Genomic DNA, 23,397 nt, shown 5'->3' on the forward strand with positions numbered 1-23,397 from the left:
CGGTCGGGGTCAGCAGCCAGCCGACGACGAGCGCGGCGAGCGTGCAGCCGACGAGCAGGCGCCAGTAGCGCCGCAGGACGGTGAAGTGGTTTGCCGGTTCCACCGGTTGGATCCCCTCGCGTTCGTGGTGCGGTGGTGCTGTCAGCGCCCGTCGCCCCCCTGTCCGGGAGCGCGGCGGGTCCGGGTAGCGCTGGTCGGGTCACGCCCCGGGGCGTGACCGGCACACCCTCGCGGGCACGGTGGAATCCCTCGGCTGATGTCGCAACCCGCCCCCCTGACGACTCGCGGACAACGTCCTGAACGACGTACTCCCCACGGCGCGGACCGGCCCGGTGGTGCATCGCGTGCGCCGCACGCGGACCGCCGCCCCCGCCGGATCCCCTTGCGATGCTTCCCGAGCCCCGACGTGCGGCGCAACCGCTTTGGCGATACTGGTCCGGGAGATCGTGCGCACCGGCCGCCGACCCGCCCGGATCCGGACAGAACGGGCCGTCGGCGGTGCGCCCCACGCCGCTCGGCCGGGGGCGCGCCGCCGAGGGGCCCGGGCGGGCTCAGACCGTCCGCAGCCGCAGCGAGCGCTCGTAGAACTCCACCATCTGCGCCGAGACCTGGTGCAGCGTGAACGAGGTCAGGAACCGGGCCCGCGCGGACTTCGCCCGCACCCGGGCCGAGGCCCGGTCCTCCAGGGTGTCGGTGAGCGCCGCCGCCAGCGCGGCCGGGTGCTCCGCCGGCACCAGCCGGGCGTAGTCCTCGGAGCCGACGGTCTCCCGCAGGGCCGGCACATCGGCGGCCACCAGCGGCACCCCGACGCCCATCGCCTCCATCGCCGCGCTGCCGAGCCCCTCCCAGCGGGACGGCACCGCGAACGCGTCCGAGGCCGCCATCAGGTCGAACACGTCGTCGCGCGGCCCGAGGAACCGCACCCCGCGGGTCGCCGCGGCCAGCGCCCGCAGCCGCTCGCTCTCGGTGCCCTCGCTTCCGGCCAGCAGCAGTACCGCCTCCGGCTCCGCCCGCAGCACCTCCGGCCAGGCCTCCAGCAGGACGTCCAGGCCCTTCTGGTACTGCTGCCGGGCCGCGGCCAGCACCACCGGCACGTCCTGCGGCAGCTCCAGCGCCGTGCGGACGGAGGCCCGCCGGTCCGGCGTCACCGAGCCGAGCAGCTCCGGGTCGCGCCCGCGCGGCACCACGTCGATCCGCTGCGAGGGCACCCGCAGCCGCCGGGCCATCGCCCCGGCCACGTACCTGGTCAGGGCGTGGAAGCGCCGGGTGCCCTGCGCGGTGGTGGCGTCCACCGCCTGCGCGGCCCGCACCTTCCACGGGCTCAGCCCGCGCGCGTTGCGGTGCTCCGGTCCGTACGCCGCGTTGACCAGGCTGGTCACCACCGGGGTGCGGGCCGCCAGGGCGGCCGCCCGGCCCAGTACGTCGGACTCGTAGAGCGTGGTGTGCACGAGGTCGGGCCGCCGCTCGCGGACCAGCCGGTGCAGCGCGGCGACGGTGCTGCCCCGGGTGGGCCGGCCGACCCCGAACACATCGGCCCCGGCCGAGGTGAGCTCGGGCTGGAAGCCGCCCGGCGAGTCCTTGAGGTACGCGACGTCGAGCTTCACCCCCGCCCGTACCAGCTGGGGGGTCATCGCCACCAGGCCCTGCTCGGCCCCGCCGACCCGGCTCACGCTGTCGATCACATAGAGCACATGCACAGGCCAACCCCCGCCCTCCTGGGCGCCCCCGGTCTCCCGTGCCGGGAAAGCGCCCTGACTGCCGCTCAGCATCGCAGGTCGCGGACGGCGCCCGCCAGCGGTTCGGTCAGACCGGCGCCGGGGCGGGGCGGGCCGCCGGCCGGGCGCCCCGCCCCGGACGCCGGCGAACGGTCAGGGGGCGGTCGACAGCGCGGAACGGGGCGCGCACACCACCGGCGGGGCGTACGACGGCTCCCGAGCGGCGCCCTTGCGGAGGCCGCACGCCGACCAACGGACCACCGCCGGGTTGCGCGAAGGGGTCGTCCCTGACGGGAGGCTGTGCCAAGGTCGTTGCCATGCCCGAAGCGACACCGGTCAGGACGGCCGGAACCCGCCCCCGCATCCTTCACCTCATCACCGATCCACGCCGTCGCGGCGCCCAGAACCTCGCCCGCGACCTGCACCGCGAACTCCGCCGCCGGGGCCAGGCCTCCGCCCTGCGCGCCCTCGCCCCGCACCCCGACGCCCACCCGGACGCCCCCGACACCCGCGCCACCGCCGTACTCGGCCCCGGCCGGCTCCACCCGCGCACCCTCAGTGCCCTGCGCACCGCCGCCCGCACCGCCGACCTGGTGGTCGCCCACGGCTCCTCCACCCTCCCGGCCTGCGCCCTCGCCCTGGCCGGGACCCGCACCCCGTTCGTCTACGTCTCCATCGGCGACCCCCGGCACTGGACCGCGGGACCGGTCCGCCGACTGCGCACCGGCGCCCTGCTGCACCGCGCCGCCGCCGTCACCGCCCTCGCCGACGAGGCCGGGGAACTGCTCGCCGAACGCTTCCGGCTGCCCGCCGGCCGGGTCCGCACCATCCCCAACGCCCGCGCCGCCGACCGCTATCCGCCGGCCGCCGACGAGGCCGACCGCCGCGCCGCCCGGCAGGCGCTCGGCCTGCCCTCGGACGGCCTGCTGGTCGCCTGGCTCGGCGCGATCGCCCCCGAGAAGCGCCTGGACCTCGCCCTCGACGCCCTCGACCGGCTGCCGGACGTCCGCCTCGCGGTCGCCGGCGACGGCCCGCAACGCTCCGCCCTGGAGCGACATCCGGCCGCCGCCCGGGCCCACTTCCTGGGCACCCTCGCCGACCCGGCCCCGCTCTACCGGGCCGCCGACGCCGTGCTGCTCAGCAGCGACAGCGAGGGTGTGCCCGGTGTGCTGATCGAGGCGGCGCTGGCCGGCCTGCCGGCCGTGGCCACCGACGTCGGCTGGGTCGGCTCGGTGGTCCGGGACGGCGTCACCGGCGCGCTGGTCGCCCCCGGCGACCCGCCGGCCCTCGCCGAGGCGCTGGCCAAGGTGCTGGCCGGCGACCGGGCCGGACTCGGTGCCGCGGCCCGGGCGCACGCGCTCGCCCACAACGAGCTCGACGTGGTGGCCGGCGCCTGGCAGCGGCTGTTCGGCGAGGTCTGCGGACACGGCGGCGGCGCGGCCTGGCCCGCCGGACCCGGGGCGGAGGCGGACCCGGTCGGTGCGGCGAAGGACGGCCCGGACGGCGGTCGCGGCTGACGCGTCCCGGTGCGCCGGGCCGGGTGCGCCGATCGGGCGAATCCCGGCCCGACGCACCGGGACGACCTGGCCGATGACGTTCCGTCACCGCCACACTGCCCCGTGTGAAGTCGATCCTTCGAACCACCCTGCTGCTCGCCGTCGCCGCCGGGATCGCCGCATCCCCCGTCCAGGCCGGCGCCGTCACCCACCAGCCGCCCCGTGAGGGCGCCCAGTACGTCCGCCTCGACCAGCCGCAGCCGGTGCGCGAGAGCGCCCGCACCGAGGCGATCGAGTTCTTCTGGTACGACTGCGGTCACTCCCAGCAGCTCGAACAGCCGCTCCAGGCCTGGACCGAGCGGCACCGCGCCGACGTCGACCTGCGCCGGGTCCCGGCCATCTGGCAGGGCAGCCGCGAGGAGACCGCCCAGCGCGGCCACGCCCGCCTCTACTACACGCTGGAGCGGCTGGGCCTGGTCGAGCGCCTGCAGGCCGCCGCCTTCCGCGCGGTCCACAGCAGCGAGCAGGACGTCACCACCGAGGACACCGCCACCGACTGGGCGCTGCGCCAGGGCGTCGACCAGCAGGCGTTCCGCGAGGCCTACCGCTCCGAGGACACCCTGCGGGCCGTCGACGAGGCCGCCGCGCTGTTCGTCCGCTACGGCATCAACGAGCTGCCGACCGTGGTGGTGCAGGGCGAGTACCGCACCTCGCCGACCAACGCCGGCGGCGTCGAGGCGATGCCCGAGGTGATGGACCACCTGGTCGCCCAGGACCAGCAGCGCCACCCGCGCGCCCACAAGCTGTACTGACCTCGCCCCACCCCTCCCGACCTCCGACGGGCGGGCCGGTCGCACCGCGACCGGTCCGCCCCTTTTCGGTCGTCGGCCGGGGCGGGGCCGATCACCTTCACCGAACCGACCCCCGGCGGCCACACTCTGTGCCAGAGTGGGGCCGGGCCGCACCGCGACGGCGTCAACAGCCGTTGTGACGGGCCCACTTCTCGATACCGCCGGTACCGGAGAGGGCAGGTGTCCGTGGGGGGACAACGCGCGCAGCTCGTCGACGAGCGCGACAGCCAGACAACGCAGGCCCCGGGGCGACGCCCGTCGGCCGCCGACGGGCCGCCGCCCGAGCTGATCTTCAAACGGGGGCTCCGCCCGGCCCAGGTGGCCCGTGAGCTGTGGGGTGCCCGCGAACTCGTCCGCGCGCTCGCCGAACGGGACCTGCGCGCCCGCTACAAGCAGGCGGTGCTCGGTTTCGCCTGGGCGGTGCTCACCCCGCTCGCGCTGTGCGCCATCTTCACCCTGGTCTTCCGCCGGGCCGTGCACGTCGAGACCGAGGGCGCCGCGTACCCGCTGTTCGCCTATGTCGGCCTGATCGTCTGGCAGTTCTTCAGCAACACCATGAACCAGGGTGCGCTGAGCCTCGCCAACAACCTCAGCCTGCTGAACAAGGTGTACTGCCCGCGCGAGGTGTTCCCGCTCGCCACCATGCTGGTCGCCACCGTCGACATGCTGATCGGCACCGCGGTGCTCGGCCTGCTGTTCCTGGTGTTCTGGACCGCCCCCGCGGTGACCTTCCTCTGGGTGGTGCCGCTGCTGGGCATCCAGTTCGCCTTCACCTACGGCATCGCCCTGGTGCTCTCGGTCGCCGTGGTGTACCTGCGCGACGTCCGCCACCTGCTGCCGATCATCACCCAGATGGGAGTGTTCGCCACCCCCGTCGCCTATCCGCTGGCCCAGATCCCGGAGCGCCTCCAGGAGCTGTACGTCGGCGTCAACCCGCTCGGCGCCGTGATCGAGGGCTACCGCAACGCCCTGCTCTACGGGCAGGCGCCGGACGCCGCGCTCACCACGATCGCCGCGGTCTCCTCGGTGGTGTTCCTGGTCGGCGGCTACCTGCTGTTCAAGAAGCTGGAGACGGGGATCGCCGATGTCGCCTAGCCAGACCCTCCCGCTCGGGACCATCCGCACCGACCAGGTGTGGAAGCGCTTCAAGGCCGACCAGCAGCGGATGCTGCTGCGCGACAAGGTCGACTCGCTGGCCCGCCGGCTGCGCGGCGAGAAGGGCGAGGACTGGCGCTGGGCGCTGCGCGACATCTCGATGCACATCGAGCCGGGCGAGTCGGTCGGTCTGATCGGCTCCAACGGCTCCGGCAAGTCCACCCTGCTGAAGATGCTGACCCGGGTGATGTACCCGTACGGCGGGGTGATCGACGTGCGCGGCCGGATCGGCGCGCTGATCGAGATCCGGGCCGGCATCCACCCGGACCTGACCGGCCGGGAGAACATCTACCTGTTCGGCGCGCTGCTCGGCCTGCGCCGGCGCGAGGTGGCCACCCGCTTCGACGACATCGTGGAGTTCGCCCGGCTCGGCGGTGCCATCGACCGGCAGGTGAAGTTCTACTCCTCGGGCATGCAGATGCGCCTCGGCTTCGCCGTCGCCGCCTACCTGGAGCCGCACGTGCTGCTGGTGGACGAGGTGCTGGCGGTCGGCGACGCGGTGTTCCAGCAGCGCTGCCTGGACCGGATGCGCGAGGTCGCCGAGCAGGGCACCACCATCGTCTTCGTCTCGCACGACCTGCCCGCGGTGGAGTCCATCTGCCGGCGCGGCATCTGGCTGGAGCAGGGCTCGATCCGGGTGGACGCCGGGATCAAGGACGCGATGGCCGGCTACCGCGACTCGATCGAGGCGCAGTCCGAGGCCGGCGGGCGCACCGGCGAGCCGATCCAGCTGCTCAAGCACGAGGTGCGCGGCGAGGACCGGGACAGCCTGACCACCGACGAGCCGATGACCGTCGAGCTCACCCTGGGCGGCGAGTACCGGGGCGACGCGACCCTGCACCTGGGCGTCAGCGAGGGCACCTCCAGCCCGATCTTCCAGATCAGCCACGAGATCCGGCTCACCGGCGGGGACCGCCAGGTCGCCTGCGTGGTCCCCCGGCTGCCGCTGCCGCGCGGCCGGTACACGCTCTGGGCCGGCGTCTACAGCATCGGCAGGACCGACGGCGGCACGCTGATGAGCTGGCACTCGGTGGGCCAGTTCGACGTGTTCGGGCCGATGCTGGACTCCCCGCCGCGGGCCGTCGTGCTGGCCGCGCCGGTGTTCGTCCCGCACCACTGGGAGGAGTGAGGCGTGAGATCGGTCCGGGTGCTCGTCCATCTCAACAACCTGGCCCTGGGCGGCGCCCAGTTGAACGCCGTCGACATCGCCCGCACCCTGCGCGACCGGGGTCACGACCCGGTGCTGTTCGCCCAAGGGGTGGACGGCCCGGCCCCGTTGGTCGAGGTCGCGGCCGGCCACGGCCTGGACGTGGTGGTGGCGGGCGGCCCCGACACCCCGCACTCCGAGGTCCGGCGCCGGCTGGGCCGGCTGGCCGCCGAGCACGGCAGCCAGCTGCTGCACGCCTGGGAGGTCCGAGCGGCCCGCAACTCCTACTTCGGGCCCGGCCGTTACGGCCGGATCCCGGTGGTGACCACCTTCTACGGGATCCGGATGCTGCGCGGACTGCCCCGGCACCAGCCGCTGGTGCTGGGCCTCGGGGCGCTGCTGGGCGACGGCCGGGCCTTCGGCCACCGGGACGTCAGCCTGATCGAACCGCCGGTGAACACCGCCACGGACGCCCCCGGCCTGGTCGACGGCACCGCGTTCCGTCGTCAGCACGGCATCGGGGACGACGAGTTGCTGCTGGCCATCGTGACCCGGCTGGTCCCCGCGCTGGAGAAGGACGCCGGTGCGGAGCTCACCGTGGACGCCGTCCGGCACCTGGACGACCCCCGGGTCCGGCTGGTGATCGTCGGCACCGGTCCCAGTCTGGAGTCGCTGCGGGCCCGCGCGGCCGCCGTCAACGAGGCCCTCGGCCGCCCCGCGGTGCTGGTCCCGGGGCAGCTCGCCGATCCGCGCCCCGCCTACCAGGGCGCCGACGTCGTCCTCGGCATGGGCGGCTCCGCGCTGCGCGGACTCGCCTTCGGCAAGCCGGTGGTGGTGCACGGCGCGGCCGGGTACGCCGCGGTGCACGAGCCGGGGCCGCTGGTCGAACCGCACGCCTCGCGCTGCATGTACGGCTTCGGGGACGGCTCGCGCGCGCCCGAGGCGCTGGCCGCCCAGTTGCGGGGACTGCTCGACGATCCGGCGCGCCGGGCCGAACTGGGCGCCTGGGGGCGGGAATGGGTGGTCGGCCGGTTCTCGCTGGAGAGCGTCACCGGCGCCTTCGAGGAGCTCTACGCCCGGGTGCTCGCCCGGCCGGGCCGCGCGGTCGGCTGGCTGAAGGACCTGGAGCAGATGACCAGGTACGAGTTCACCAAACCGACCGCGCTGCGGCTGCTGGGGCGGTGACGCCGGCGCCGCCCCTGATCGATGCTGCCCCTCGACGCTGCCCTTGATCGACGCTGTCCTTGATCAGCTCTTCCTCTAACCGTTGCTCGGGTGTTTAATGGTTAGCATGAGCGAGCTGACGATCCCGCACATCCACCACCGCCACGTCGACGTCGACGGCCTGCGCCTCTTCTACCGGGAGACCGGGCCGGCCGACGCCCCCGTGCTCCTGCTGCTGCACGGATTCCCGTCCGCCTCCCACCAGTTCCGGCGGCTCTTCGACGCGCTCGGCACCCGCTACCGGCTGATCGCCCCCGACTACCCCGGCTTCGGCCACAGCGACAGCCCCGCACCCGAGGACTTCCGCTACCGCTTCGACACCCTGGCCGACGTCGTCGAGGGCTTCTGCCTCGCCCTCGGCCTCGACCGCTTCGCCCTCTACGTCTTCGACTTCGGCGCCCCCGTCGGCCTGCGGCTCGCCACCCGCCACCCCGAGTGGATCACCGGCCTGATCGTCCAGAACGGCAACGCCTACGAGGAGGGACTCTCCGCGCAGGCAAGGGAGTTCATCGCCAACCGCCCCGGCGTCGAGGGCGCCGCCGAACGCGCCCGCGCCATCCTGGTCGAAGAGATCACCCGGGCCCAGTACGAGGGCGGCACCGGCGACCCCTCACTGGTCGCCCCCGACGGCTGGACCCTCGACCAGCACCACCTCGACCGGCCCGGCCGCAAGGACGTCCAGGTCGAACTCGCCCTCGACTACCACAGCAACGTCGAGCTCTACCCCGTCTGGCAGGAGTGGCTGCGCACCCACCGGCCGCCGGCCCTGGTGGTCTGGGGCCGCAACGACCCGTTCTTCACCGAGCCCGGTGCCCGCGCCTACCTCCGCGACCTGCCCGAGGCCGAACTCCACGTGTTCGACACCGGGCACTTCGCGCTGGAGGAGAAGCTGCCCGAGATCGCCCCGCTGATCGACGACTTCCTCGCCCGCACCCAGAAGTAGCGGAGCGGCCTTCGTCAGTCCCGGCGCAGCACCAGGGTGACGAAGCCCAGCGTCCCCCGGTAGCCGTGCAGCCACTCGGCGCGGTGCAGGTCGGCCGCCGCCCGGGCGTCCGCCGCGTCCGGGTGCCCCGGGTGGTCCAGCGCCCACGCGGCCAGCGAGCCCGTCCAGGAGAACTCGTAGTCGTCCCACTCCGCCGGGCTGCTGACATGGCCGAACACCGGCGTCCACCCGGCCGCCACCACCCGGTCGACGGTGGTGGCCAGGTCCGCGTACTCCTCGCGCGCGGCGCCCAGTCCGCCCAGCGCCGCCGACGAGGGCTCGCGCTCCCAGAAGCCCTCGCCCACCAGCACCCGGCCGCCCGGCGCCAGGTGCTCCCGGGCGGCGGCCAGCGTCGGCAGCAGTCCGCCGAAGGCGTGCGTCGCGCCGACGTTCAGGACCAGCCCGAAGGGCTCGCGGTCGGTGAACTCCCGGGCGTCGAGGTGGTGCAGCCCCAACCGCCGCTGCACCCCCGCCGCCTCCGCGGCCTCCCGGGCCCGGGTCAGCGCGCCCGCGTCCAGGTCCACCCCGACCGCCCGGCGGCGCGGCCGCGCCGCCAGTGCCCGCAGCAGCCAGCCGCCCTGCCCGCAGCCGAGGTCGAGGACCCGCCCCTCCGGCTCCGGGCCGAGCGCCCGCTCCAGCAGCGTCGCCACGGCCTCGTCGGAGAGCGGCGCGGCGATCGGGTGATGGGCGTGGGCGAGCCGGGAGATCGTCTGACGGTCCATTCGAACAGTGTGGCCCACCCGGTCCCCGCCCGTCCGCTCTTCGGCAGTTCGCCGTTCGGCCGTGCACCCGTTACCTGTCCGCCCGTTGCCCGTCCGCTATTTGTACGTCCGTTGCCCGTCCGCCCGCTACTTGTACGTCCGGCCCTTCCAGGCGGCACCCCGGCCGCGCCAGTGCTGCACCGCCGAGTCGACCGTCATCAGCAGGTACAGCGCCGCCGTGAACGGCAGCAGCAACGCGGCCGCCGCCGGCTGCCGGTAGTAGCGGAGCATCGGGACGAAGGTGCCCGTCATCAGCGCCCAGGCCGCCCCGCCCGCCACCGCCACCGGCCAGGCGCCCGCCGCCACCCCCGTCAGAACCGCCACCGGCGGCACCAGGTACACCAGCGTCAGCCCCAGCACCGTCCCCAGCAGCAGCACCGGCGAATGCCGCAGCTGGGCGTACGCGCTGCGCGACACCATCCGCCACAGCTGCGCCAGCCGCGGGTACGGGCGCACGCTGTCCACCTGCTCGGCCAGGCCCAGCCAGATCCGGCCCCCGGTGGCCTTCACGGCCCGGGCGAGGGACACGTCGTCGATGACCGCGCCCCGGATCGCCGCCACCCCGCCGGCCCGCTCCAGCGCATCCCGCCGCACCAGCGAGCAGCCGCCGGCCGCCGCCGCCGTCCGGGAACCGGGCCGGTTGCTCCACCGGAACGGGTAGAGCTGGGCGAAGAAGTACACGAAGGCCGGCACGATCAGCCGCTCCCACCCCGTCTCCACCCGCAGCCGGGCCATCTGCGACACCAGGTCCAGCCGGTTCGCCTCCGCCGCCGCGACCAGCTCGGCCAGCGAGTCCGGCCCGTGGGCGATGTCCGCGTCCGTCAGCAGCAGGTACTCCGCGTCCGCCCCCGCCAGCTCCACCCCGTGCCGCACCGCCCACAGCTTGCCCGTCCACCCCGGCGGCAGCGGGGGAGGGGAGGCCACCGTCAGCTCCAGGCCCCCCGGGGCGGCGAGCGAACGCGCCAGCGCGCCGGTGCCGTCCGTGCTGTGGTCGTCCACCAGCACCACCCGGGCCCGCCCCGGGTACTTCTGCGCCAGCAGGCTCGGCAGGGAGAGCGGCAGCACCTCCGCCTCGTCCCGGGCCGGCACCACCACCGCCACCTGCGGCCACCGCTCGGGCGGACGGCGCGGCGGCAGACGGACATCGGTACGCCAGAACAACCCGTGGCAGCCCGCCAGCCAGAGCCAGACCAGCAGGGAGAGCACAGCGATCCACAGCAGGACGGTCACCCGGGCAGTCTGCCGCACCGAGGGCCCGTGGCGGGTCATCGACTAAAGTCTTGAAGCGTGAAGATCGCACTGATGGACTCGGGAATCGGCCTGCTGGCCGCCGCCGGCGTACTCCGGACCAGGCGCCCGGACGTCGATCTGGTGCTCTCCTCCAACCCCGCCTCGATGCCCTGGGGCCCCCGGACGCCCGAGGAGATCACCGAACTCGCCCTCGGCTGCGCCCGCGCCGCGGCGGCGCACGAACCGGACGCGCTGATCATCGCCTGCAACACCGCCTCCGTGCACGCGCTCGCCGCCCTCCGGGCCGAACTGGAGCCCGCGCTCCCGGTCATCGCCACCGTCCCGGCGATCAAGCCGGCCGCCGCGCTCGGCGGCCCGGTCGCCATCTGGGCCACTCCCGCCACCACGGGCAGCGCGTACCAGCGCGGACTGATCCGCGACTTCGCCGGAACCGCCGCCGTCACCGAGGTGGCCTGCCCCGGCCTCGCCGACGCCGTGGACCACGGCGACCAGGACGCGATCGACGCCGCCATCGCCGACGCCGCCGCCCGGACCCCGGCCGGAACGGCGGCCCTCGTCCTCGGCTGCACGCACTACGAACTGGTCGCCGAACGCATCCGCGCCGCCGTCGCACCGACCGCCCTGCCCACGCTCACCCTGCACGGCTCGGCCGAACCGGTCGTCGCCCAGGCCCTCCGCCGCGTCGCCGACCCCAGCCGCCGCGGCACCGGCACCCTCACCGTCCTCCACGCCGGCACCCCGACCACCCTCCCCACCGTCGCCCTGGCCTACCCCGGCACCGCCCTGCTCGGAGCCGCCCCGCTGGCAGCCCCGGCCGCCTGAGGGCCCGGCCTGCCGACCGGCCCGGACGCCCTCGGGACCGCCCTGGTCTATCCCGGCACCGCCCTCCTGGGAGCCACCCCCCTGGCTGCCCCGGCCTGCCGGCCGGCCCGGACGCCCTCGGGACCGCTCCCCGGATCGTCGGGCGTCTTGGAAGCCCTCACGGCTGCCCCCGCACCGTCCGGCGGCTCGGCGCCGTCGCCCTGCCTGCACCTTGACGGCCCCGCTCGCGACCGGGGCGCCCTGGCATCGAAGGTCAGGCCGCCCCGGGACTGGCTGACACGCGCCCCCGGTGGCTCGGGGCCGTCGCCTCGGTTGTGCCTGGGCGGCCCGGGACGGCTTACCGATGGCTCCCGGATCGCCCGGCACACACCCCCAACGGCTTGAGCTCGCTCGCCCGGCTCCTCCCCGGATTGCCCGCCTTGTCGCCCTGCGGCTCGGGGTCGGCCGCTCGATTGTTCTTCGGATTGCCCACTGCTTCTCGGCCCGGTCGGCCTGGACGCTCTCCTGACGGTTCCCCGGACCGCCGCCTCAGCTGCCGGAGCCGGCCCGCCGACGGTGGGCGCGGCCGCGCCCACCGTCGGCGGGCCGCACCGCCGTAGCCCGAGGTGCCGCACCTGGAGCCGCCCCGATCGCCAGCCCGCCCGTACCCACCGCGCCCCGCCCGGCTCGCGCCCCCATGGTGGGTCGGCGCCCGCGCGGGCCGTGGCGGATGCCTGGTCCTCCGTCGGGCGGGGCGGGGGCGTGCGCAGGAAGTCGGCCTGCTCGACTTCCTGCGCACGCGGTGGTGGTCGACGGGTCTCGCTTCTGTGCCGTGGGCTGCCCGCGATCGTCACCGGTGGACGGAGAGAGGTGCTTCGAGCCGCCCCGCCCGGCTCGCGCCCCCATGATGGGTCGGCGCCCGCGGGGGGCGTAGCGGATGCCTGGTCCTCCGTCGGGCGGGACGGGGGCGTGCGCAGGAAGTCGGCTGGCGCGACTTCCTGCGCACGCGACTCTTCGCGCGTGTGCGGTGGGTCTGGCCGCAGGAAGACGGAGACCAGCCGCTTCGAGCCTCCCCGTTCGCCGCGTCCGCCGGCCGCGTCCGCCGGGTGGTCTCTCTTACGCCGCCACGGCCATCCGTCGGGCGCGGGAAGTCGGCCGCCTCGACTTCCCGCGCGTCCGGATCCGGCGGGGCGGCCGGCCCCGACGCTGGCGCGGGTGCGGATCCGTCGCCGGGTGCCTCCGGAGCGGGAAGTCGGTGGGTCCGACTTCCCGCGCGCGGGGTGGTCGGTGGGCGGGACCGTCACACGGCTGCCCGGAGGCCGTCGCTCGGCCGGGGGCTCGGGTCCCGGCACAGGAAGTCGGTGGGCCGGACTTCCCACCCATGTGCTGCCCAGGTGAATGTGTCCGTGTTTGAGCCGCCGGCGGATGCGGAGGTCGGCCGGTCCGACGTCCCGTGCACGTGGCGGTTGCCGTGGGAGCCGTCGGGCGGCTGCCCGCAAGCGATTGCTCGGCCCGGCGCTCGGGTGCTCGGCACAGGAAGTCGGCGGCTCCTACTTCCCGTGTGCGCACCCACCCGGCCGTGACCCCCGGGACCGGCGCGGGAAGTCGGCCGGGCCGACTTCCCGCGCGGGTCAGGCGGCCTGGCCGCGCCAGCGGCGGTAGGCGGGTTCGAGGCCGGACAGGATGGTGTCGAAGCGGCGGGTGCTGGTGGTCGAGTCGACCTGGAGCCGGCTGATCTGGAGCGGGTGGGAGGGGAGCCGGGGGCCGAGGCGGTGGTCGGAGAGGAAGCCGAGCCGGTAGCCCAGCTCCTGGAGCACGCCCTCGGCCCGGACGTCGTGGCCGCCGTCCGGGTAGGCGAAGGCGACGGGGGGCTCGCCGAGCCAGCGGGTGAGGGCCTCGTGGGCGCCGGTGATCTCGGCCCGGACGGTGGCGTCGTCGCAGCGGCCGAGGCACGGGTGCCCCTGGGTGTGGTTGCCGATGGCGACGCCGCCCTCGCGGAGCGCCAGCAGGTCGGCCGGGGTGAGCTGCTCCTGGCCGGGCGGGCGCCGGTCCGCGCTCACCCGCAGCTCCTGGAGGCTGCGCCGGCGGTCCGGGTCGGGCATCGCCTTGAGCCGGCGGAGCAGCTGCGAGGGGTGGCCGCAGTCGAGCGAACGGGCCCGCCCGCCGTTCCGGGCGAGGAAGTCGGCCTCGTGCCACCAGAACGGCCGCTCCGTCCCGATCAGCTCGGAGATGACGAAGGCGGCGGCCGGGATGCCGCGTTCGATCAGCGCGGGCAGCGCGTGCGTCAGGACGCTCCGGTCGGCGTCGTCGAAGGTCACCAGCACACTGCGGGCGGGCAGCGGACGTCGTTCGGCGACGGCTTCCTGCACGGCTGCGAGCGAAACGGGTGTCGCGAGTCTTCGCAGCCGGTCGAGCTGCGCGCCGAACGATCGGGGGTCGGTGACCCCGTGGTAGGCGAGCACGGCGAGCCGCTGCGCCGCCCGGGCCCGGAACAGCGGCTGGACGGGCACGAACCGCAGCCACTCGCCCCGCGCGTCGGCCGGGCTGCCGGCAGGAGCGCCGACGGGACCCACGGCGGGACCGACGCCCTGGCCCTCGGCGCGCCCGGGCTTGCGCCGCCCGGGCGCGGCCGGGGGCGTCGCCGCCGGTGCGGGCGCCAGGGCCCGGGCGGGCCGGGAGCAGGCGCGGGCGGCCGGGACGGACCGGGGGGCGGCAGAGGCCTGCCGGCTCCGGCCGCCGGGCTGGGTGGCGACCGGCTGCCCGTCGGTCGGCACCGCAGTGGCGGGGGACGCGGCCGCCGGTCGCGCGGGGCCGGGCGCGGGCGGCGGGGCGGCGGTCGGTGGCGGCCGCAGGTCCGACAGGGCGGTCACCACGGCCCTGTTGAACGCGGTGAGGCCGGAGGTCGTCGTCGTGGAACGGGACTGCGGCACGGTTCCCCCTCGGTCGCCGATGCGGCGTGGCGGTACCGCCGGAGGACAGAGCCCGGCCTCCGACTCCAGGGCACGGCGGCTCCGCCCCCTGGGTATCTCCGGTCCACGGCGGGGACTCCCAACCCGCACCGCGGACGGCTCCTGGATCGCTCAATGTAATGGAGACAGCTACGCCCCGTTGATGGTTGTACCGGACCGGCAAGGTTTTTTCGCAGCGCGGGAACAATCCCGGGACGACGCCGGAACGAACTCGGGACGACACCCGATCGGGCGCCGGATCGGAGGCCGGACCGGGCGCCCGGACGGACACCCGGCGCGCGCCGGGGCGCACCGGGGGAGCGCGTGCGCGGCCCCGGCCGGCGGGCGTCGACGGTGACCCGGTGTGGCCGAAAGGTCACGCCCTGCGGGCTGCTCCGGCGGCGGCCCCGAGGTACCTTGGGCTCATGGCAGACGCGGAACGTGATCACCGCCACCCGCACGGCGCGACCCGGACGGCGCGGTTCTGGCACGGTGGTGCCCTGGTCACCCACCAGGTGCCGCTGGCACTGGTCGGTCTGGCCTGCCTCGCGCTGGGCATCGTGGTCGCGGTCGTGGTTCCGGACAGTGACGGACCGGCCTGGGCGATGGCGGTCGCGGGCTGCCTCGCCGCCGGGGTGCTGCTGCTCGGCCGGATCGGCGTCGCGGTGTTCCGCCGGCACCGCCGCGCGGCGGCCTGAACCGACCGTCCGAGAACGCCCCGGCGCACCGGCCCGGCCTCCCGGAGCAGCTGCCCGGGCCTCGCGGCCCGCGGTTTTGTCGAATTCCGCCGTAACCGCCCGCGCACCGAACTCCCGATCGGATCCGTCCGGTCGGATCGGCCGGTTTTCGGCCCAACTGCCAACTCCTTCTCGCTTCTTTCACAATTCCGGGGCACCAGCCCCACAGTTCCCCCTACTGTGATGTCGGTCCGGGGCGCCAACTGCGCCGGATGCGAGGCCACTTGCCGGCGCCGGGGAGGGTGCCGCAGAGGGGGGAGCAATGAGCGGCACCGCCGTGCCCGGAACAGCCCCGGTCGCCGGGGGGATCCGGGCCCAGGTGAAGCGCCAGCTGGCGCGCCGGGTCGGGAGCAGTCCCGGCGAGGGCGCCACCGTGCTGATCTACCACCGGGTCGGTGGCGGGAGCCCGGACGAGCTGGACGTCTCCACCGCCGACTTCGCCGCCCAGGCCGACCTGCTCGCCGCCCTGCCGCCCGGTCGGGTGGTCTCCCTGGACGAGGCCACCGACCGGATCGAGTCCGGCCGCCGCACCCCGGGCGTCGTCCTCACCTTCGACGACGGCTTCGCGGACGTGTTCGAGAACGCCTGGCCGCTGCTGCGCGAGCGCCGGCTGCCGTTCACCGTCTACCTGGCCAGCGGCCACGTCGGCGGCGAGATGCGCTGGGAGGGATCGACCGCCAAGGCCGCCGGCGCCCCCGCGCTCAGCTGGGAGCAGCTGCGCGAGATGACCGCCTCCGGCCTGTGCACGGTCGCCAACCACACCCGCACCCACGCCCGCCCCGAGCTGCTGACCACCGCCGAGCTGGACGCCTGCAACGACGAGGTCGAGGAGCACCTGGGCGTCCGCCCCAGCCACTACGCCTACACCTGGGGCGTCCCGGTCCCGCACATGGAGCCCGCGCTGCGCGCCCGCTTCCGGACCGCCGCCACCGGCGAGGTCGGCCGCAACACCCCCGGGGTCGACCCGGTACGGCTGCGCCGGGTGCCGGTCCGCCGGACCGATCCGATCGACTTCTTCCGCGCCAAGCTGCACGGCCGGCTGATCCCCGAGCGCGCCTACGCCAGGATCGTCGCCACCGCGAAGGCGGTGGGCGCCCGTGCCTGAGGACCGGATACCCCCGCGTCTGCGTGGCCCCGGCGGCCGCCCGCTGCGGGTCGCCCACCTCACCACCGTCGACATGAGCCTCCAACTGCTCCTCGCCACCGAGCTCAAGGTGGACCTGGAGGCCGGCTTCGAGACGTACGGGATCAGCGCCCCGGGCCCGTACGTTCCCGACCTGGCGGCGATCGGGGTGCGGCACGAGCCGCTGCACGCGCTGACCCGGGCCTGGGAGCCGAGGGCCGACGCCGCCGCGGCCCGCGAACTCCTGGCCGTGCTCCGCCGGATCCGTCCGGACGTGCTGCACACCCACAACCCGAAGACCGGTGTGCTCGGCCGGGTCCTGGGCCGGCTCGCCGGCGTCCCGGTGGTGGTCAACACCTGCCACGGGCTGTGGGCGCAGGCGCACGACCCGCTCGCCAAGCGCGCCTTCGTGCTCGGGGCGGAGGCCCTCGCCGCCCGCTTCTCGCACGCCGAGCTGTACCAGAACGGCGAGGACCGCCGGACCCTGGCCCGCGCCGTCCCGGCCCGCCGCTCCCGGGTGGTCGGCAACGGCGTGGACCTCACCCGCTTCGCCACCGATCCCGGCGAACGCTCCCGTGCCCGGGCCCGGCTGCGCGCCGAGCTGGGCCTCGGGCCGGACGAGCTGCTGGTCGGCGGGGTCGGCCGCCGGGTCGCCGAGAAGGGCATCGGGGAGTTCGCCGAGGCCGCCCGCGCCCTGGCCGGCAAGGCCAGGTTCGTCTGGATCGGCCCCGACGACCCGGACAAGCCGGACGCCCACGGCGCCGAGTCCGGGGTCGCCTTCCTCGGTCCGCGCGCCGACATGCCCGCCGTCTACGCCGCGCTGGACGTCTTCGTCCTCCCCTCCTACCGGGAGGGGTTCTCCCGTTCCGCCATGGAGGCCGCCGCCGGCGGCCTGCCGATGGTGCTCAGCGACATCCGGGGCTGCCGCGAGATCGGCACCCACGACGAGCACCTGCTCCTCGCCCCGCCCGGGGACGCCCGGGCCCTCACCAGTGCGCTGGACCGGCTCCTCACCGAGCCCGGCCTGCGCGAACGCCTCGGCGCGGCGGCCCGCCGCCGGGCCGGGGCGGCGTTCGACCAACGGGCGGTCGCCGCCGTCTCGCTGGCCACCTACGCGGCCGTCGCCCGCGTGAAGGGGCTGCCCTGGACGGTCGGCTGAGCCCGCCGACGACCACACCACCGCATCAGGGGAAGGACCGTCATGAAGCGAGGGGGGGACCTCGCGATCACCGTCCTGACCGGGATCGTCGCGATTCCGCTGGGTCTGGTGATCGCTCTGCTGATCCGCTGCACCATGGGCGGACCGGTGCTCTTCCGGCAGACCCGGACGGGGCTGCGGGGCAAGGAGTTCGAGATCCTCAAGTTCCGCACCATGCGGGACAAACGTTTCCCGGAGGAGCCGGACGCTCCCCGGATCACCCGGCTCGGGGACCTGCTCCGCCGGACCAGCCTGGACGAACTGCCGCAGCTGTGGAACGTCGCGCGCGGCGAGATGGGAGTGATCGGGCCCCGGCCCACGCTGCCCGAGCAGGTCGTCCACTACTCCCGCCGCCAGCGCGGCCGGCTCGACGTGCGGCCCGGCCTCACCGGCTGGGCCCAGGTCCAGGGCCGCAACTCCATCACCTGGCCGGAGCGGATCGAGCTCGACCTCTGGTACGTCGGGAACCGCTCGCTCGGCCTCGACCTGCGGATCCTGCTGCTGACCGTCAAGGTGCTGCTGAACCCGGCCGGGATCACCGCCGCGGGCGGGGTCAACCCGGGCTTCCCGGCGCCGACCGAGCCCGCGGAGACCGCCGAGCCCGCCACCGTCACCGCGGTCGCGGCCCCGGAGGTCGCGGCCCCCGCGGCCCCGGTCGCCGAGCCGGTTCCGGCCGTGATCGGCCTGCCCCGGCAGGCCACCGGGCCGAGGACGGTCCCGCCGCTCCGCGCCCGGCCGTCGCGCCCGGCACCGGTCGGCGCCGCCGTCGAGGAGGCGTCCTGACCATCGGACCCGGCAGGATGATCCCCATGCCCTCCGCCACCGACCCGCCCGCACTCTGGATCGCCGGCGCCGGCGGCGTCGGCCGCGAGGCGCTGGACACCGCGCTCGCGGCCGGCGTCCCGGTCGCGGGGTTCCTCGACGACCGTCAGCACGGCGCCACCGTCCGGGGCCTGCCCGTCCGCAGGCCCGCGGACCTCGGACCCGGCGCCCGCTACCTGGTCGGCATCGCCGACCCGGCCGTCCGGCAGCGGCTGTCCGCCCTGCTGGACGGCCTGGGGGCGGAGCCGTTCACCCTGGTCCACCCCCGGGCGCTGATCGCCCCGGACACCCGGCTCGGCCCGGGCTGCCTGGTGATGGGCGGCGCGTACGTGTCCAGCAGCGTGCGGCTCGGCGCGCACAGCCAGGTCCACTACAACGCGACGGTCGGCCACGACACGGTGTTCGGCGAGCGGGTGACGGTCTACCCGGGCGGCAACGTCTCCGGCGCGGTCCTGCTGGCCGACGGTGCCACCGTGGGCTCCAACGCCGTGGTGCTCCAGGGCCGCAAGGTCGGCGCCGGGGCCTTCGTCGGCGCGGCCGCGGTGGTGACCAGGGACGTGGCCCCCGGCGAGGTGGTGGTCGGTTCCCCGGCCCGCCCGCTCCGCCGGGCCTGAGCGCTCCGCCGGGCCCCCGGCGGCCCGTTCGGCGCCCGCCGCTCCGCCGGGCCCCGCCCGTTCCGCGGGCGCCGAACGGGCGGGCCCGGCCCCCCGATAGGCTTCGGGACATGGCGATTCCGAAGTTCCTGGCCGATCTCCGCGCGGTGGTCGGCCCCCGCAAGCTCTGGCTCAGCGCCGCCGCCGCGGTCGTCCTGGACGAGGAGGGCCGGGTGCTGCTCGTCCAGCGCGCCGACGACGGCAACTGGGCGCCCCCGGGCGGCATCCTCGACCCGGGCGAGCAGCCGGCCGACGGAGCGGTCCGGGAGTGCCTGGAGGAGACCGGGATCGCCACCGTGGCCGAACGGCTCGTCGCGCTCACCGTCTCGCCGGACATCACCTACCCCAACGGCGATGTGACGCAGTACCTGGAGGTCGTCTTCCGCTGCCGTCCGCTGGGCGGGGAGATCGAGGCGGACGAGGACGAGACCCTCGCGGTCGGCTGGTACCCGCTGGACGCGCTGCCGCCGATGGGCGAGCGCGAACTCGGCTGGATCCGGCGCGCGGTGTCCGGCCCGGCCGAGACGGCCTTCCAGTGGGACGGCGCGCAGCGCTTCTGAGCGCCTAGAGGGTGCGGAACCAGGCCGCCGTCCGCTCCAGGCCCTCGCGCAGCGGGACCGGGCGGACGTCGGGGAACAGCTCGCGCAGCCGCGCGTTGTCGGCCTGCGAGTCCCGGACGTCGCCCGGCCGGGGCTCGGTGTGCGCGACCTCGACGGGGTGGCCGAGCACCGACTCCAGCTCGCCGACCAGTTCCAGCAGCGAGGTGCGGGTGCCGAAGGCGAGGTTCACCGGGTCCGGGCTCACGACCCGGCGCAGCACCGCGTCGGTGATCACCTGGGTGACGGTGCCGACGAAGGTGAAGTCCCGGCTCTGCCCGCCGTCCCCGTGCACGGTCAGCGGCCGCCCGGCGAGGGCGGCGTCCAGGAAGGCCGGGACGACCGCCGCGTAGGCGTGCCCCGCGGGCTGCAGCGGGCCGAACACGTTGAAGAACCGCAGCGGCAGCACGCCCAGCCCGTAGCAGTGGTGGTAGGCCGCCAGATAGGCCTCGGTGGCGAGCTTGCTGACCGCGTACGGGCTCATCGGCGCGGTGCGCATGGTCTCGCGCTTGGGCAGCTCCCGGTTGGCGCCGTAGACCGAGGACGAGGACGCGGCGGCCACGTAGAGGCCCCCGGCGCGGCGGGCGGCCTCCAGGACCTCCAGGGTGCCGGTGGCGTTGGCGTGGTGACTGGCCAGCGGATCGGCCACCGAGCGCGGCACGGAGGGCAGCGCGGCGAGGTGGACCACCGCGTCGGCGCCGGTGAAGGCCTCGTCCAGCAGCTCCGGGTCGAGGATCGTGCCCTCGTGGAGCACGGCCCCGGTGCCCTCCAGGTTGGCCTTCTGCCCGGTGGAGAGGTTGTCCACGACCCGGACCTGGTCCACCTCGGGCCGGGCCAGCAGGGCCCGGACCAGGTTGGCCCCGATGAATCCGGCTCCGCCGGTGACGACCACACGCATGGCTGAGGTTCCCCCCTCGCGACGACCCGGCCCGCTCGGCCGGCCCCGCGCCGATGGTAGCCGCGCGGTCACCCGCCGTGTGCCGGAACGCCCGAGAACGGTCGGAGGAGGCCGGAAGCGGCCGCCGGGGGCCGCCCGGGGCCGTCGGCGGCCCCGCCCCGTCGGCGCCCCGGCCCGGTCAGCCCTTGGGCTGGCGGTACGCCTCCTCGGCGGCGTCCAGCACCGCCGAGAGGTCGCCGCCGGCCGTGGCGGTGGCCACCGCGGCCACCGCGCCCTCGACGAACGGGGCGTTGGCGAACCGCACCGGGAACGGCAGACCGTGCTCGTCGGCCTCGGCGAGCAGTGCCCGGACGGTGGTCACCGCGCCGCCGAGGTCGGCCAGGACGACCACGCCGTGCCCCTGGTCGACCCGGCGGGTGGCGGCGGCGACGAGCACCGCGCTGATGCCGGGGCCGGCGACGAGGTCCCCGCCGGTGCCGGCCACCGGGGCGGGGGCGCCGTCGGCGGTCAGTCCGAGTGCCAGGGCGCGGACGGCGTTGGCGAGTTCCTGGCTGTGCGAGACCAGGACGACCCCGACCCGGCCGTGCACGGGCGGCCGGCCGGGGGTGGGCCGGGGCAGCGGGGTGGGTGCGGGCGGGGTGCGGGGCGCCGGCGGGTGCGCCGAGGCGGCCTCGGAGATGGGGATGACATCGGCGCGGGTGCCGTCCCGGCGGCTCATCGGTTGCTCCTCGGGGCGTTCGGTCGGGGGCTCCCCACACTCTGGCAGTTCGCCAGCCGCGCGCGAGCGCGGGACACGCGCCCCCCTCCACGACACGCGCCCCCGAGGGGTGCGCCGGGGCGCGGGGCGTCGTCGGTGATCCGCCCTCCGCCACCGGTGGAGACCTGGTGATCCCGCTGACCGGGGTCGCGGCGGTGACTAGGCTGGGCGCGTTCAGGCCGTCGGGAGGAGAGCAGCAGTGGCAGCCAACAGCGGGACCGGGGTGGAGGCGACCGAGGCGGTGGAGCCGGCCGCGAGCGGGAAGCCGAAGGTGGACTTCACCGGGGCGACCTGGCTCTTCAGCAGCCAGGGCGTCGGGGACGTCCAGATCGCCTTCGTGGACGGGTACATCGGCATGCGGGACGGCCGTCAGGAGGACGGCCCGATCCTGGTGTTCACGCCGGGGGAGTGGCGGGCCTTCGTGCTGGGCGCGCGGGACGGCGAGTTCGACCTCGGCTGACCGGATCCGGGGCCGGGGCCCCTCGCGGGGCGCCGGTCCGGGCGGCCGAGGCGGCACCCGGCTCGGCGGTCAGATACCCCTCGGGGGTGTCCGAGGGACGGTCGTACGCCCCCGAAGGTCTCCGGTGGTCATCATTCCGATCACATTTGAACGTGCCCCGTCATAATTTCTGTTGACTGCTGGACAAACGCAGCTCAGAGTATGAGCACAGGCAGACGCCGTGCCCACCGCCCCCACGCGGCCAGACACGGCGCCTGCTGTGCGACCCGGCAGCGCTGCCGAGCCTCCTCCCAGTCATCCCTCTGCGCACCGGGGGTGCGTCGGCCGGTCCCGGCCCACAAGGGGCCGGCAGTCGCCGGGAGGATGGCGCCGGTCCCCGAGAGCGACTCAGGGGCGGCACCGTGCTCGGGACCCGCACGCCCCCACGCGGCGGCGTCCCGAGCAGGTCTGCGGGAGCGACGGGCCGGGGCCCCGCAGGCCTTGCCTGTGAAACATGGAACTGTTGGCTTGTGTACTGTGCGGCGCGACGGCGGAGCTGGGTGCTCGGCACGACGGTGTGCACAGTGAGGGAAACGCGTGTAGGGCCGCGTTGCGACAGGCCGTCCCCCCGGAGGGTGAAACCCAGAACGGCTGCCGTGCTGAACCGAACGTAGCCCGGACGGTTGCTCAGAGTCAACATTGGTCTCTGAGCGTGGATCTCCGTCCGGCGCCCCACCCACCCCGCGAGCGCGGTGTGGCGGGCACGTACGATGTTCCCATGTCTTTTCTCCGCCGTCGCTCCGGTCAGCCCACCGGCCCGGACTTCGACGTGCTCGCCATGGACCCGGGCGACTGGCCCGGTGACTTCGGTGCAGCCATGATGACCGGCCCGGACGGCGCCTGCCAGGGGATTTTCCTGCGCTACGACCTGTTCGGCGGCAGAGGCCCGGCGATGTTCATCGGCAACCTCCCCGAGGGCTCGCCGGCCCGCGAGACCGGCGACAGCGTGCCTTTCGAGGTGCGTCAGTTGCTGGCGGCCCTGGAGAACGAGGAACCGGTCGACTTCGTCTCGGCGGAGGACTTCCCCGTCATGCTCGGGGACGATCTGCTGATCGTGAAGAAGGTCAAGGTCAGCGAGGGCCGGGTCTTCTGTGCCCAGTTCGGCCGGAGTGACGGCGTGCAGGTCACCATCGCCTCCTGGGACCGGCCGATTTCGGACGATCTCTACCAGTTGCTCAAGCCGCTGCCCGCGGACATGTTCCAGCAGGGCTGAACAAGCCGGGGCGACGGCCCGGAGGGCGGCGTTCCGTTTCCCGTTCGGCCACCCTCCGGGGCGTCCGTCGGGCCGTCGGCCACGCGTGCAGCCACGCGTACGGGCATGTGGCCGACCCGGATGTTCACCCAGATGTTCATCGGGACGCCGGCCGCGAGGTCCGCGGTGGCGCCCGCCGGGGCGACCGTCGCGATTTCCGCCCCGACCTGGGCCGCTCCGCCCCGTCCGGGCCCCGGACGCTGCTTGACGGCTTCGATCACGGCTTCGTAAAGTCGCGAACATGCCGTGCCCTCTCCCGCTGCTGACCCGTCGCAGCTACCTCGACCTGCGGCGCACCGCCAGCGCGGCGTGTCCGGGTCACTGAGGGGGATTCGTCCCCGAGGCAGCGGGTGTCCGGCCGAGCGGCCGGCGCCGATCCGGGGGCGGCCCCTGTGCCGGGCCCCGGATCCCGGGGTGGGCATCGAGCCGGAGTCCCGGGCCGCCACCAGGTACCGCGCGCCCGTCCCGGCGTGCCGCCCGCCATTCCCCGCACCAGTCGACGGGGGTGCCGGCGCCGACAGTGGAACGGCC

The 23,397-nt window shown here is 75.3% G+C and carries 21 protein-coding genes; 15 read left to right on the forward strand and 6 right to left on the reverse strand.

Features of this window, described 5'->3' with window-relative positions:
* Positions 1 to 551: 551 nt before the first annotated feature.
* Positions 552 to 1,682: a glycosyltransferase family 4 protein gene (locus tag ACW14Y_RS33475; RefSeq protein ID WP_456984598.1), complete on the reverse strand. Its 1,131-nt coding sequence runs from the start codon at positions 1,680 to 1,682 to the stop codon at positions 552 to 554.
* Positions 1,683 to 2,032: 350 nt separating this feature from the next.
* Between ACW14Y_RS33475 and ACW14Y_RS33480 the strand changes: the two genes are divergently transcribed.
* From ACW14Y_RS33480 to ACW14Y_RS33505, 6 genes are all read left to right on the forward strand, one after another.
* Positions 2,033 to 3,232: a glycosyltransferase family 4 protein gene (locus ACW14Y_RS33480; RefSeq protein ID WP_380443959.1), complete on the forward strand. Its 1,200-nt coding sequence runs from the start codon at positions 2,033 to 2,035 to the stop codon at positions 3,230 to 3,232.
* A 104-nt stretch (positions 3,233 to 3,336) separates the two neighbouring features.
* Complete coding sequence (locus ACW14Y_RS33485; RefSeq protein WP_380310881.1) at positions 3,337 to 4,023, forward strand: thiol:disulfide interchange protein DsbA/DsbL; 687 nt, start codon at positions 3,337 to 3,339, stop codon at positions 4,021 to 4,023.
* A gap of 225 nt (positions 4,024 to 4,248) precedes the next feature.
* Positions 4,249 to 5,157: an ABC transporter permease gene (locus ACW14Y_RS33490; RefSeq protein WP_340635076.1), complete on the forward strand. Its 909-nt coding sequence runs from the start codon at positions 4,249 to 4,251 to the stop codon at positions 5,155 to 5,157.
* The gene (locus tag ACW14Y_RS33495; RefSeq protein ID WP_380311856.1) at positions 5,147 to 6,346 is read left to right on the forward strand and encodes an ABC transporter ATP-binding protein; all 1,200 of its coding nucleotides are present in this window, start codon (positions 5,147 to 5,149) and stop codon (positions 6,344 to 6,346) included. Before ACW14Y_RS33490 ends, ACW14Y_RS33495 begins: the two co-directional genes overlap by 11 nt.
* A 3-nt stretch (positions 6,347 to 6,349) precedes the next feature.
* Positions 6,350 to 7,549: a glycosyltransferase family 4 protein gene (locus tag ACW14Y_RS33500; protein WP_380311853.1), complete on the forward strand. Its 1,200-nt coding sequence runs from the start codon at positions 6,350 to 6,352 to the stop codon at positions 7,547 to 7,549.
* Positions 7,550 to 7,655: 106 nt separating this feature from the next.
* A complete protein-coding gene (locus tag ACW14Y_RS33505) occupies positions 7,656 to 8,531 on the forward strand; it encodes an alpha/beta fold hydrolase (protein WP_380311850.1) in 876 nt (291 codons plus the stop codon).
* Positions 8,532 to 8,545: 14 nt separating this feature from the next.
* Here ACW14Y_RS33505 and ACW14Y_RS33510 read toward each other — a convergent pair whose 3' ends face one another.
* Entirely contained in the window at positions 8,546 to 9,292 is a 747-nt protein-coding gene (locus tag ACW14Y_RS33510; protein ID WP_402724886.1) for an SAM-dependent methyltransferase, read from the reverse strand.
* A 126-nt stretch (positions 9,293 to 9,418) separates the two neighbouring features.
* Positions 9,419 to 10,600 (reverse strand): glycosyltransferase, encoded by a 1,182-nt coding sequence (locus ACW14Y_RS33515; RefSeq protein ID WP_456984601.1) that lies wholly within the window; start codon positions 10,598 to 10,600, stop codon positions 9,419 to 9,421.
* Between the two features lie 18 nt (positions 10,601 to 10,618).
* Here ACW14Y_RS33515 and ACW14Y_RS33520 point away from each other — a divergent pair, with 18 nt between their 5' ends.
* The gene (locus ACW14Y_RS33520; RefSeq protein WP_380395017.1) at positions 10,619 to 11,404 is read left to right on the forward strand and encodes a glutamate racemase; all 786 of its coding nucleotides are present in this window, start codon (positions 10,619 to 10,621) and stop codon (positions 11,402 to 11,404) included.
* Between the two features lie 1,610 nt (positions 11,405 to 13,014).
* Here the strand turns inward: ACW14Y_RS33520 and ACW14Y_RS33525 are convergent.
* The gene (locus tag ACW14Y_RS33525) at positions 13,015 to 14,313 is read right to left on the reverse strand and encodes a polysaccharide deacetylase family protein (protein ID WP_456984603.1); all 1,299 of its coding nucleotides are present in this window, start codon (positions 14,311 to 14,313) and stop codon (positions 13,015 to 13,017) included.
* Positions 14,314 to 14,756: 443 nt separating this feature from the next.
* Here ACW14Y_RS33525 and ACW14Y_RS33530 point away from each other — a divergent pair, with 443 nt between their 5' ends.
* The 6 genes from ACW14Y_RS33530 to ACW14Y_RS33555 all read left to right on the forward strand — a co-directional run bounded on the left by ACW14Y_RS33530 (position 14,757) and on the right by ACW14Y_RS33555 (position 19,424).
* Positions 14,757 to 15,029 (forward strand): hypothetical protein, encoded by a 273-nt coding sequence (locus ACW14Y_RS33530; protein WP_380312764.1) that lies wholly within the window; start codon positions 14,757 to 14,759, stop codon positions 15,027 to 15,029.
* Positions 15,030 to 15,330: 301 nt separating this feature from the next.
* Positions 15,331 to 16,173: a polysaccharide deacetylase family protein gene (locus ACW14Y_RS33535; protein ID WP_380312762.1), complete on the forward strand. Its 843-nt coding sequence runs from the start codon at positions 15,331 to 15,333 to the stop codon at positions 16,171 to 16,173.
* Positions 16,166 to 17,350 carry a glycosyltransferase gene (locus tag ACW14Y_RS33540; protein WP_402724884.1) on the forward strand — a complete coding sequence of 395 codons (1,185 nt, stop codon included), beginning with the start codon at positions 16,166 to 16,168 and terminating at the stop codon, positions 17,348 to 17,350. The genes ACW14Y_RS33535 and ACW14Y_RS33540 overlap by 8 nt, the downstream gene beginning before the upstream one ends.
* Positions 17,351 to 17,392: 42 nt before the next feature.
* Positions 17,393 to 18,172, forward strand: coding sequence for a sugar transferase (locus tag ACW14Y_RS33545; protein ID WP_380312756.1), 780 nt, complete (start codon positions 17,393 to 17,395; stop codon positions 18,170 to 18,172).
* A gap of 26 nt (positions 18,173 to 18,198) precedes the next feature.
* Entirely contained in the window at positions 18,199 to 18,825 is a 627-nt protein-coding gene (locus tag ACW14Y_RS33550) for a NeuD/PglB/VioB family sugar acetyltransferase (RefSeq protein WP_380444250.1), read from the forward strand.
* A gap of 110 nt (positions 18,826 to 18,935) precedes the next feature.
* On the forward strand, positions 18,936 to 19,424 hold the full coding sequence (locus ACW14Y_RS33555; RefSeq protein WP_380310569.1) for an NUDIX hydrolase: 489 nt from the start codon (positions 18,936 to 18,938) through the stop codon (positions 19,422 to 19,424).
* A 4-nt stretch (positions 19,425 to 19,428) separates the two neighbouring features.
* On the opposite strand, the gene ACW14Y_RS33560 is transcribed toward ACW14Y_RS33555, so the two are convergent.
* Together ACW14Y_RS33560 and ACW14Y_RS33565 are read right to left on the reverse strand one after the other, a co-directional pair.
* Positions 19,429 to 20,358 carry an NAD-dependent epimerase/dehydratase family protein gene (locus ACW14Y_RS33560; RefSeq protein ID WP_380389680.1) on the reverse strand — a complete coding sequence of 310 codons (930 nt, stop codon included), beginning with the start codon at positions 20,356 to 20,358 and terminating at the stop codon, positions 19,429 to 19,431.
* Between the two features lie 178 nt (positions 20,359 to 20,536).
* Positions 20,537 to 20,947 (reverse strand): PTS-dependent dihydroxyacetone kinase phosphotransferase subunit DhaM, encoded by a 411-nt coding sequence (locus ACW14Y_RS33565; RefSeq protein WP_380310585.1) that lies wholly within the window; start codon positions 20,945 to 20,947, stop codon positions 20,537 to 20,539.
* A gap of 391 nt (positions 20,948 to 21,338) precedes the next feature.
* Between ACW14Y_RS33565 and ACW14Y_RS33570 the strand changes: the two genes are divergently transcribed.
* Positions 21,339 to 21,575 carry a DUF397 domain-containing protein gene (locus tag ACW14Y_RS33570; protein WP_380389721.1) on the forward strand — a complete coding sequence of 79 codons (237 nt, stop codon included), beginning with the start codon at positions 21,339 to 21,341 and terminating at the stop codon, positions 21,573 to 21,575.
* Between the two features lie 757 nt (positions 21,576 to 22,332).
* Entirely contained in the window at positions 22,333 to 22,827 is a 495-nt protein-coding gene (locus ACW14Y_RS33575; protein WP_030396879.1) for a hypothetical protein, read from the forward strand.
* Positions 22,828 to 23,397: the final 570 nt, after the last annotated feature.

It is taken from the genome of Kitasatospora sp. cg17-2 (genome assembly GCF_054031055.1).